We start from the raw sequence: 10,969 nt of genomic DNA, 5'->3' as shown, positions 1-10,969 counted from the left end.
CTCCCTCCCGTGACCGTCGTCGCGCCTGAGCAGCGAGCCTCTCCCGCGCGGCGACAGCGGTCATCCAATACATCGCGCGCTGCGACGACGCGGCGGGCAGAGCGACGTGAGAACGCGCCGGTGATGAGCGCGCCTGCCACGCTTGGAGCAAAACAGGCAGCGTTGCCGGTGCCGTATGTTGGAGGGCAAGTCGCAAGGGGCGGACAGGTCGGCCTGCTCGGCAACAGGGATTATATGGAAACGCCATATAGCCTCACGAGCTACACGGAAAAGACCATCCGCGATCAGCAGGCGACCAGTGTCGCCGAGGTCCTGACCAATTCCGATTCGTCGGTACGGGCGGCGATCGGTAGCAGCAATCGCTATGACGCGCTGACCATTCGCGGCTTCCGGGTCGAGAACAGCGAGATCGCGCTGAATGGGCTGTACGGCCTCGTGCCGGCTTACCGGATCAACCCTGCGCCGATCGAGCGCATCGAGCTGCTCAAGGGACCCGGGGCGTTCCTCAATGGCATGGCTCCGTCCGGCAGCATCGGCGGCAGCGTCAATGTCGTGACCAAACGGGCAAACGAGGACCTGACGCGTCTGACTGCCGGCTACATCTCGAATGCGCGGTTTGGCACAGAAATCGACGTGGCGCGCCGTTACGGCGAACAGCGGGAATGGGGCGTTCGTTTCAACGGCGGGATCGATGGTGGCAATACGACGATCGACCGTCAGTCGGTTCGCGACGGAGTCGGTTCGCTTGGCGTTGACTATCGGGGCGAGCGCTTCAGGTGGTCCGCCGATGTCATCTATCAGGACGACTGGATGAAAGCGGCAGCTCGCGGCTACACGCCCGTCACTGGCATCGCGGTGCCGAATGCTCCGGACCCCCGCATCAACCTCGCCCAGCCGTTCGACTATGCCCGCGCGAAGAGCCTCACCGGGCTTACGCGCGCCGAATATGATGTGTCGAATAATGTCACCGTGTTCGGCGCAATCGGCGCCAACCAATTCACCTTCGACAAGCAGGAAGCCCCCGGCGCCACCATTCTAAACACGGCAGGCGATGCCCTCTCGACCTCTCGCTTCCAGACCGGCAAAAACGACGGCGTATCGGGCGAAGCCGGCGTGCGGGCGCGTTTCGACACAGGTCCGGTTGGTCATGAGGTCGTTGTCAGCGGCAGCGCCATGAACCGCACTGACTGGCTCGGTCAGACCAATTACGGAAACTATCTTACCAACATCTACACGCCGACCCTGCTGGCGAGTCCGGGCACCCCGGTGTCTTCATTCCCTGAGGGGAAGTCGGATTTCCTCGGTCTGAGAAGTGTCGGCGTTGCCGATACGCTCTCGATGATGAACGGGATGCTTCAGGTGATCGTCGGAGCGCGACAGCAGCAGGTTATCGCGAACAGCTATGCCCCCGTGAGCGGCCTGGAAACGACCCACTACGATCAGAGCGCCATGTCGCCTTCCGTGGCGCTGGTGGTTCGGCCGATCAAGGAGCTGTCCTTCTACGCCAACTACATCGAAGGCCTCACGCCTGGACCAACGCCGCCGTCCGGCGCCGCCAACACCAATGCGGTGTTCGCGCCCTTCAAGACAAAGCGGTATGAAGTCGGAACCAAGCTCGATCTCGGAGGTTTCGGCGCGAGCCTCGCGGCATTCCAGATCAGCCTGCCGAGCGGCGCGACCGATCCGGTTACCAGGATCTTCAGTCTCGATGGTGAGCAAAGGAACCGGGGCATCGAGTTCAATACGTTCGGTGAAGTCGGGCCCGGGATCCGCGTCCTGGGAGGGGTGACTTACCTTGACGCGCGGCTGACAAAGACTGAAGGGCACCTCCATGATGGCAACCGTGCCATCGGCGCTCCGGAATGGCAGAGCAATCTCGGTGTCGAGTGGGACACTCCGTTCCTGCCCGGGCTGACCACGACGGCGCGTACCATCTACACCAGCCAGGCCTATGTCAGCGCTGACAACATCCAAAGTGTTCCGGCCTGGATGACGTTCGACATTGGTGCACGTTACGCAACCCAGCTGGCGGGACGACCCACCACGTTCCGTGCTTCTCTCACCAACCTCTTCGACAAACGCTATTGGATCGGCAATCCGACTGGTTATGTGATCAGCGGCATGCCGCGTACGCTGTGGTTGTCAATGACGGTTGACTTCTGACGCTACCAGAGAGGCGCATCGTCCTGCGCCAACCGCGTCACCGAACCATGGTAACCGCCTCCGTGCCCCAAACGGCGCGCAGGTGGGTGGAATTGGTAGACGCTCTGGCTTCAGGTGCCTTCGCGGCCGTGAAGGTTCGAGTCCTTTCCGGGTCGCCAGCTTTTTCTGGATACCCAGCATTTCCAGATAGATAAATCGCATCCTTGTGTTGCGTGACCTCAAATGCGCAACGAAGGGGCGCGGCCCCGCCGACCCGACGCGGATTTCGGCGATCGCTCACGATGTCGACGCATCATTCGTATCGATCGCGAGTTCGTCACTCGCGACGCGTGTGGCGTCAGCCATCCGGCAATCATCTGCTCGATGTTTCGCCGTTTCCAATTCGCACGACAATCTGCGGAGCCGAACGGCCGATAACAATGATGTTGACGGCGATTGACCGCTTGTTGCGGTAACACGAGGCCAAAGCTGCGTGCATGGCCGCTCCTGCAGATTATGCAACGCAGGTCTGTGATTGATGTCCGGCGCAAAACTCGGATAGCCTTCGGGAAGGCCTGACCCCGACAGGGAGTGTGCTTCGTTGAAGAATGATCAAGCGCCAAAGCTTCTTCGACGTGACTTGCTTCGGCTGACGATTGTCGGTGCCGGTGCGTTGGGTGCCGGACAATTGTTGCCGGCGGCGGCTTCCGCAAAGCCTGTTGATCTCGACCAGAAGCGGAAGGCTCGCTATCGACCTGACTCCCAGGAAGTCAGGGATTTCTACCGCGTCAACAGCTATCCCGCTCGATAGGAGACTTCCGTGCTGATCAGGAAGTCCGAGCGTCGTCCGGAGCGTGCCAGGCTTTTCGATGCGGCGGCCGACGAAGCATCGGCGAAACTGGACCGGCGGACGTTCCTGAAGCGCTCTGGAGTCACGGCCGGCGCATTGGCCGCGGTGGGTGAACTCGCGCTGCACAGCGTGCGTAAGGCCGAAGCCGGTCCGCCGCCACCCGTCGGCGCAACGGTCACGACCCGCAAGAACGTCTGCACGCACTGCTCGGTCGGTTGCTCGGTGATCGCCAAGGTCGCCAACGGCGTATGGATCGGGCAGGAGCCCGACTACGACAGTCCGATCAATCGCGGCTCGCATTGCTGCAAGGGTGCGGCAGTTCGCGACGACGTGTTGAACGAACGACGCCTGCGTTACCCCGTAAAGCTCGTCAACGGACAGTGGACGCGCATCTCCTGGGAGACGGCGATCGACGAGATCGGCGACAAGCTGCTGGATATCCGCCAGAAGGCGGGGCCCGACTCGGTCTATTGGCTTGGCTCCGCCAAGTTCACCAACGAGGCCGCTTATCTCAATCGCAAGCTTGCGGCGTTCTGGGGCACCAATAATTCCGATCATCAGGCGCGGATCTGCCACTCCACGACGGTCACCGGTGTAGCCAATACCTGGGGCTACGGCGCGATGACCAACAGCTACAACGACATCCGCAACGCCAAGACCATCCTGCTGATGGGTGGCAATCCAGCCGAGGCCCATCCGGTTTCGCTGCAGCACATTCTTGAAGGCAAGGAGCTCAACCGCGCCAACATGATCGTGGTCGATCCCCGGATGACGCGGACCGCTGCGCACGCGACCGAATATGTCCGGGTTCGCCCCGGCACGCATATCGCCACGATCTACGGCATGCTGTGGCACATTTTCGAGAATGGCTGGGAGGACAAGGAATTCCTCGCTCAGCGCGTCTATGGCCTGGATGAGGTCCGGAAGCAGGTTGCGAAGTGGCCGCCCAAGGAGGTCGAGCGCGTGACCGGCCTGCCGGAGGCGCAGGTCAAGCACGTCGCCGAACTGTTCGCCAAACAGAAGCCGTCCACCCTGATCTGGGCGATGGGGCAGACCCAGTTCACCACCGGCACCGCCAATGTCCGCGCCAGCTGCCTGTTGCTGCTCGCCACCGGCAACATGGGGCTGCCCGGCGCAGGCGCCAACATTTTCCGCGGCCACACCAACGTGCAGGGTGCAACCGATCTCGGTCTCGATGTCACCTCGCTTCCGCTGTACTACGGTCTTGCCGAGGAGGCCTGGCGGCATTGGTGCCGGGTATGGGAGGTCGACTACGACTGGATGAAGTCGCGCTTCCCCGACAAGAAGCTGATGGAAACGCCTGGCATTCCCAGCACGCGCTGGTTCGACGCAACCCTGCTCCCGAAGAATCAGATCAGCCAGCCCAATCCGGTGCAGGCCATGTTCATCATGGGCCATGGCGTCAACACCATCACGCGGATGCCGGAAGCGGTGAAGGGCATCGAGAAGCTGGAGTTGCTGGTGGTCTGCGATCCCTATCCGACCGCATGGTCGGTGCTGTCGGAGCGCAAGAACGGCACTTACCTCCTGCCGGCCTGCACGAGCTTCGAGATGGAAGGTTCGCGCACCAACTCCAACCGCTCCCTGCAATGGGGCGAAAAGATCGTCGATCCGGTCTTCGAATCGAAGAACGACTACGACACCATGTACCTGTTCGCCCGCAAGTTCGGATTTGCCGACCTGATGTTCAAGAACATCAAGGTCGAGAACGGCGCGGTCTCGGCGGAGGACATCCTGCGCGAGATCAACCGCGGCGGCTGGTCGACGGGCTATTGCGGCCAGTCGCCGGAGCGGCTCAAGGCCCACATGAGAAACCAGCACAAGTTCGACCTGGTGACGCTGCGGGCGCCGAAGGATGATCCGGAGGTTGGTGGAGATTATTACGGCCTGCCATGGCCGTGCTGGGGCACGCCCGAGTACAGGCATCCGGGCACGCCGATCCTCTACAACACCAATCTTTCGGTGAAGGAGGGCGGCGGCACCTTCCGCGCGCGGTTCGGAGTCGAGCGCGTCGTGAAGCGCAAGGTGATGGAGAACGGGCAGGAGGTGGAGCGGGAAGATCACGATAATCTTCTTGCCGAAGGCTCGTACTCCGTTGGTTCGGAGATCAAGGACGGTTATCCCGAGTTCACCCTTGGCGTGCTGAAGAAACTCGGCTGGGACAAGGACCTCACGACGCAAGAACGCGAGGTGATCGAGCGCATCAATCCGGCCGATCCCGACAAGGTGTCATGGTCGACCGATCTGTCCGGCGGCATCCAGCGGGTCGCGATCGAACACGGGTGTTCGCCTTACGGAAACGCCAAGGCACGCATGATTGCGTGGAATCTTCCCGATCCGGTTCCGGTGCATCGCGAGCCGATCTACACGCCGCGTCCCGACCTCGTCGCCGACTATCCGACCTTGCCGGACGCGAAGCAATTCCGCGTGCCCAATATCGGCTTCTCCGTGCAGAAGGCCGCCGTCGATCGCGCGATCTCGAAGCAGTTCCCGCTGATCCTGAGCTCGGGCCGTCTGGTTGAATACGAAGGCGGTGGCGAGGAAACGCGGTCCAACAGATGGCTCGCCGAACTGAAGCAGCACATGTACGTCGAGATCAACCCGGCGGACGCAGCCGAGCGCGGCATCGTCGATGGCGGCTGGGTTTGGGTGACCGGCGCAGAGAACAGCTCGCGGGCCCGGATGAAGGCGCAGGTGACTGAACGCGTCGGCAAGGGCGTTGCCTGGATGCCGTTCCATTTCGCCGGCTGGTACGAGGGAGCCGACCTTCGGGCGAAATATCCAACGGGGGCCGATCCCATCGTGCTCGGCGAGAGCAACAACACGCTGACGACCTATGGCTATGATCCTGCCACCGGCATGCAGGAGCCGAAAGCCACGCTGTGTCAGATCAGGGCCGCATGAGAGGTTAGACCAATGGCACGCATGAAATTCCTGTGCGATGCGGACCGTTGCATCGACTGCAATGCCTGTGTGACCGCCTGCAAGAACGAGAACGAAGTGCCTTGGGGCATCAACCGGCGGCGCGTCGTCACCATCAATGACGGCAAGCCGGGCGAACGGTCGGTGTCGATGGCCTGCATGCACTGTACCGATGCGCCTTGCGCGTCGGTGTGTCCGGTCAAGTGCATCTATCCGACCGAAGACGGCATCGTCCTGCACGACAAGGATCTGTGCATCGGCTGCGGCTATTGCTTCTACGCCTGTCCGTTCGGAGCGCCGCAATATCCCCAGGTCGGGAATTTCGGCTCGCGCGGCAAGATGGACAAGTGCACCTATTGCGCGGGCGGCGGTGGACCGGAGGCGCCGGGCAGCGCCGAAGAATATGCGAAATACGGCTCGAACCGCTTCGGCGAAGGCAAGCTGCCGATGTGCGCCGAGATGTGCTCGACCAAGTCGCTACTCGCAGGCGATGGCGACATCATCGCCCAGATCTACGAGGAGCGCGTCGAGAAGCGCGGCTACGGCTCCGGAGCCTGGGGCTGGACAACCGCCTATCACGAGGACGTCAAGTCATAAGGGACCTGCGCTTACCGCGACGATCAGGGACGAAGATTGGGTATCCGTCATGACGGCTTTCGCACGCATTCGCTTCGTAGCGCTGTTGTTGATGCTGTTCGGTCTCGCGACAGCCCCGGTGCTCGCCCAGAAGCTCGGTCCCGACGGGGCGCCCAATCCGACCGCCAGTGTGACCAATCAGAAGACGCTTCTCGAGCAAGCGCCGCGCATCCAGGGCCGGATCGACATTCCAGATGTCAAAGCCAGCGTGCTGATGCAGCCGGCGGGACGGACCTGGGATTATTTCCACGAGGTCCTGCTGCACTGGGGTGGGGCGGTGGTGATCGTCGGCATGCTTGCCGTGCTCGCGCTCGCCTATCTGATCATGGGCCGGCTTCGCATCGAAGCGGGGCGCTCCGGCCGGACGATTGTCCGCTTCAAGGCCTTCGAGCGGTTCGCGCATTGGCTGACGGCGGTCTCTTTCGTGCTGCTCGGGTTGACCGGTCTGAACATCACCTTCGGCAAGGTCCTGCTGCTGCCCCTTGTCGGCCCGGATCTATTCTCGGACATCTCCCAGGTCGCGAAGTACGTGCACAATTTCACGAGCTTCGCCTTCGTGGCGGGCCTCGTTCTGATCACGGTGCTCTTCTTCAGGGACAATCTGTTCAAGCGAGTCGATATTGACTGGGTCAAGCAGGGCGGCGGCTTCATCAAGTCGAAACATGCGCCTGCAGGCCGCTTCAATCTCGGTGAGAAATTGGTCTATTGGCTGTCGGTTGCGGCCGGCCTCCTGGTCTCCGCATCGGGTTTCGTGCTGCTGTTTCCCTTCTACGGGACCAACATTGCGGACATGCAGATCGCCCAGGTCGCTCACGCCGTCATCGCGATCCTTTTCATCGCGCTGATCCTGGGACACATCTATATCGGCACGCTCGGCATGGAAGGCGCGTTCGAAGCCATGGGTACCGGCGAGGTCGATATCAATTGGGCGAGAGAGCATCACGACCGCTGGCTCGCCGAAAAGCTCGAAGCGGAAGGCCGGCAAGCCTCGGCGATACCGGCTGAATAGCGCGATGGCGCCCGGACTAACCTGAACCGGGCAATTCAGTTGGAGCGGCCGTCCGGGTCTCGCTTTGCGTCCCGGTCACGCAGGTAATTGTCGGTGGTGCGGACGGTCGGGCTCTGCGCGCCATAAGATTCAAAACCTTGCTCGGCCACGAAGCCGACGCGGCAGTCGCCGCACATCTTGATTGCGTCGAGCCGCTGCGCCGAGCCCGAATACATCCAGTGCTGGCCTTCGAGCTTCGCCACCACACGCTCGATGCTGCTCTTGACGCCGAACGGCTTGCCGCAGCGGATACAGCAAAACGGCTCCTCTTCCTTGAGAAGGCGGGTTGGCGCGCGGCTGGCGCGGAAGTCGATCTGCGGAACCAGGGTGATGACGTTTTCCGGGCACGTCGTCCGGCACAGGCCGCACTGGACGCAGGAGTCTTCGACAAAACGCAATGCCGGGCGCTCGGGGTCGTCGCGCAGGGCACTCGTCGGACAGACCGACACGCAGGACAGGCAAAGCGTGCAACCGGCAGCATCGATCTCGACCGCCCCGAACGGCGCCCCCTCGGGCAACGGAATGACATCGACGGGTGCAGGCGCCGCGCGGTGCAGTTCGGCCAGCGCGAAGCGCAGCACGTCGCGCTTGCCGCCCACGGCGCGGAAGCTCGCAGGGCGCGGAGTGGACGCGTCGGCCGGCGCGGCACGGAGCGCTTCGATCAGACCGTCCGGATCGTCGGTCGCTATGACGGAAAGCCGGGCCGGGCCGAAGCCGAGTCCGGCAAGGATCGGATCGGCGAGCGCAACCGTCCGCGTCAATCCGGAGACGTCGTGGCGCGGCTTGGCCCGCAGCAGGAAACGCACCGCCGACACGCCATAGGCAAAAGCCGCGACGATGCTCTCCAATCCGATTTGCGTGACCTCGTTGACCGCAAACGGCAGCACGTTTGCGGGCAAGCCGTCGCCGAACCGCGACAGCGCGTCGATCAGCGGCGCGCCGTGGCCTTCGTCATGGACGAGGACAACGGCCCGCTCGCCGCCCGCCTGACGGTATGCGAGCAGCATGGCACGCAGCTTTCTGACCAGCGCGTCCTCCGCCGGCAACGCATAGGACGCGGCGCCGGTGGGACAGGCCGTCGCGCATTGGCCGCAGCCCGCGCAGATGTTGGCGTCGATCGCCACATGGTTGCCGGCAGGTGTGATCGCGCCGGCCGGACAGGAATCGAGACAGCGGGTGCAGCCGGTCCGCTTCGAGCGCGAATGTGCGCAAAGCCCGGCGTCGAAGGTGATGTAGCGCGGCTTCTCGAAGGTCCCGACGAGGTCGCGCGCTTTCAGCACGGCCTGGAGGATAGCTGCGGGACTGCCGGGATCCGCGCGCAGATAGCCGTCGCGCAAGTCGGCAGGAACCAGCACCGGTCCGCCGGTCAAGTCGAGGACGATGTCGCAGCTCGAACGGGCGTTGTTGCGTGAGGCGCCAAACGTCAGGGCGCGACGTGAGGACGGTGCGGCTTCGGCGAAATCGTCGACCACCACATCGAACGCGCCCAGGTGACCCTTGACACTCGTTATCCGGCCCTTGGCAATCGGATAGTCGGCGCTACGTGGCGGTGCGATCGCGGCTGGCGGCGCAATCAGCACCGTGACGTCGAGATGCTCCTTCAGCAAGTCGCCAGCCTCGATCGCGGCCTCGTCGCGGCCGTAGATCAGGATGACTCCGCTGCTTTCCAGCTGGACCGTCGGCGCGGGTGCGGCGACTTCGGCCGCGGCGGCCAGCAGCGCGGCCATTTTCGGCCCTGCGCGGTCGGCATCGCCAGACCATCCGGCGGTCTCGCGGATGTTGGCAAACTGTATCGAATTCGCACGATTATTTTCGGCCGCAACCTGCGAAAACAACGCTGCCTGCTGCGTGCAGGCCACCGTGAGCGGACCATCTTCGGCGGCGACAGCCTTGAATCGGCCGAGTTCGGCGCCGCAGAGCTGCGTCGCCGCCGTCACTTCACCGCGGCAGCCGCGGCGAATTGCGTCTGCATCGAGCGGCATCGTCCCTTCGCACGAGCAGATCAGGAGGCGCCTGCCGGTGTCAGATATGACGGTCACAATATCTCGCGGCTCCCAAAATAGAGCGGCCACCTACTGGCCCGTTCACCCCCGAAGTATATACTCCGCGTATCGGAAAAGACGACGCCCGTATCATGGGCGCACGATTATCGCTCTCGCCGGGGGCGAGCGCGGCTTCGCTGGATTGGCCTCGGAAGCGGGAACCACATCTCGATCGCGAGAGGGTACATTGATATCGACAAGTCTTGCACGCATTGCTGTCGGTGTCGCAATCGAACGGCGCAAGGCGAAGAGTGCGTGGGCCGATTTTCTGTGGCGGCCCGTCTCGGTGTTTGCGGGAGAGCCGTCCGCGAAGCCGTGGACTCCGATTGGAGGCGAGGGCGAGGTCACGTTGTTCTATGCCGGTGATGCCGTGATCGAACTGCACCGGACCGAAACCACCAACTATCGCGAAAATCTCACGTCAGGCTCGCCCACGCTGTGGGTCAATTTGCGCCCGACCGGTTCCGAGCCGCCCTACGAGCTGCTCGCGGTCACGGCCGATCCGGCGGAGGGCGAGGCGTTTACCGATGCAGGCAGCAATCTGGTCGAAGCCGTGCCGATGCCACCAGGCATCTCCGAGATCGTCGGCCGGTTCGTCGCCGAGCATCATGTCGAACGACCATTCATCAAACGGCAGCGCCATCGTTAGCAGCGGCATGAGAGAGATCGATGTCAGAGACTAACGTCTTCGTTCGCTGGGCGCAGCTCAAGCAAGCCTCGAAAAGCCAAAAAGCTGAACTTGCTCCGGTCGACAAAGAGGAGGCTGCTGAGCCGTCCGTAGCGAATGACGGGAACGACCAGCCTTTCGATCTCGCCAGTTTGCCGTCGATCGAATCTATCACAGCTCACACCGACATTGCGGCGTTCCTGCAGACGGGCGTTCCGGCCGAACTGACGCGCCTGGCGTTGCGCCGTGCCTGGGCGGCCGACCCTGCGATCCGCGACTTCATCGGGATCGCGGAGAACCAGTGGGATTTCAACGATCCCAACGCAATTCCAGGATTTGGCCCGCTCGACCCGGCGGACAACGTCGCCGATCTCGTCGCGCGGATGTCGAAGGGGCTGGAGCAGGTGGGTGACGCGCTTGCGGACGTGCCGCCGCCAACCGAGCTCATTCCGCAAGGGCGGCCCGATGCCGAAAAGCCCATTCTCGAACCGACGATATTGGCAGCTCAATCGCTGCCCGATGATGCCACGGCACGACCGGACCAGGACCGGAATGAGAGCATGCAGTCCGTCAGTCCTGCTGCCGGAGAGCCGCCCTCCCAGCGAGCACGACGTCATGGCAGCGCATTGCCCCGCTAGCAA

Annotated in this window: 7 protein-coding genes; 6 read left to right on the top strand and 1 reads right to left on the bottom strand. The window is 63.0% G+C overall.

Annotated elements, in window-relative coordinates; genetic code table 11:
- Positions 1–123: 123 nt before the first annotated feature.
- From ABIA90_RS31180 to ABIA90_RS31165, 4 genes are all read left to right on the top strand, one after another.
- Positions 124–2,163 carry a TonB-dependent receptor gene (locus ABIA90_RS31180; RefSeq protein WP_354119185.1) on the top strand — a complete coding sequence of 680 codons (2,040 nt, stop codon included), beginning with the start codon at positions 124–126 and terminating at the stop codon, positions 2,161–2,163.
- Positions 2,164–2,962: 799 nt separating this feature from the next.
- Entirely contained in the window at positions 2,963–5,917 is a 2,955-nt protein-coding gene (locus ABIA90_RS31175) for a formate dehydrogenase subunit alpha (RefSeq protein ID WP_354119184.1), read from the top strand.
- Positions 5,918–5,929: 12 nt separating this feature from the next.
- Positions 5,930–6,532 carry a formate dehydrogenase FDH3 subunit beta gene (fdh3B, locus tag ABIA90_RS31170; protein ID WP_014490880.1) on the top strand — a complete coding sequence of 201 codons (603 nt, stop codon included), beginning with the start codon at positions 5,930–5,932 and terminating at the stop codon, positions 6,530–6,532.
- 49 nt (positions 6,533–6,581) lie between these two features.
- Positions 6,582–7,580 (top strand): formate dehydrogenase subunit gamma, encoded by a 999-nt coding sequence (locus ABIA90_RS31165; protein WP_354119183.1) that lies wholly within the window; start codon positions 6,582–6,584, stop codon positions 7,578–7,580.
- A 35-nt stretch (positions 7,581–7,615) separates the two neighbouring features.
- Here ABIA90_RS31165 and ABIA90_RS31160 read toward each other — a convergent pair whose 3' ends face one another.
- Complete coding sequence (locus ABIA90_RS31160) at positions 7,616–9,601, bottom strand: 4Fe-4S binding protein (RefSeq protein WP_354119182.1); 1,986 nt, start codon at positions 9,599–9,601, stop codon at positions 7,616–7,618.
- A 247-nt stretch (positions 9,602–9,848) separates the two neighbouring features.
- Here ABIA90_RS31160 and ABIA90_RS31155 point away from each other — a divergent pair, with 247 nt between their 5' ends.
- Both ABIA90_RS31155 and ABIA90_RS31150 read left to right on the top strand, forming a co-directional pair.
- Entirely contained in the window at positions 9,849–10,310 is a 462-nt protein-coding gene (locus tag ABIA90_RS31155; protein WP_354119181.1) for a DUF3305 domain-containing protein, read from the top strand.
- A gap of 20 nt (positions 10,311–10,330) precedes the next feature.
- Positions 10,331–10,966, top strand: a complete 636-nt coding sequence (locus tag ABIA90_RS31150) for a DUF3306 domain-containing protein (RefSeq protein WP_354119180.1) — start codon at positions 10,331–10,333, stop codon at positions 10,964–10,966.
- Positions 10,967–10,969 lie beyond the last annotated feature (3 nt).

It is taken from the genome of Bradyrhizobium sp. LA6.8, from assembly GCF_040547935.1.
GTDB classification, from domain to species: Bacteria; Pseudomonadota; Alphaproteobacteria; order Rhizobiales; family Xanthobacteraceae; genus Bradyrhizobium; species Bradyrhizobium barranii.
This window is presented reverse-complemented; position numbering and strand designations above follow the sequence as displayed.

Coding starts and splice junctions, on each gene's coding strand:
- ABIA90_RS31150 (WP_354119180.1), top strand. CDS start 10,331: ATGTCAGAGACTAACGTCTTCGTTCGCTGGGCGCAGCTCAAGCAAGCC.
- ABIA90_RS31180 (WP_354119185.1), top strand. CDS start 124: ATGAGCGCGCCTGCCACGCTTGGAGCAAAACAGGCAGCGTTGCCGGTG.
- ABIA90_RS31165 (WP_354119183.1), top strand. CDS start 6,582: ATGACGGCTTTCGCACGCATTCGCTTCGTAGCGCTGTTGTTGATGCTG.
- ABIA90_RS31160 (WP_354119182.1), bottom strand. CDS start 9,601: ATGCCGCTCGATGCAGACGCAATTCGCCGCGGCTGCCGCGGTGAAGTG.
- fdh3B (WP_014490880.1), top strand. CDS start 5,930: ATGGCACGCATGAAATTCCTGTGCGATGCGGACCGTTGCATCGACTGC.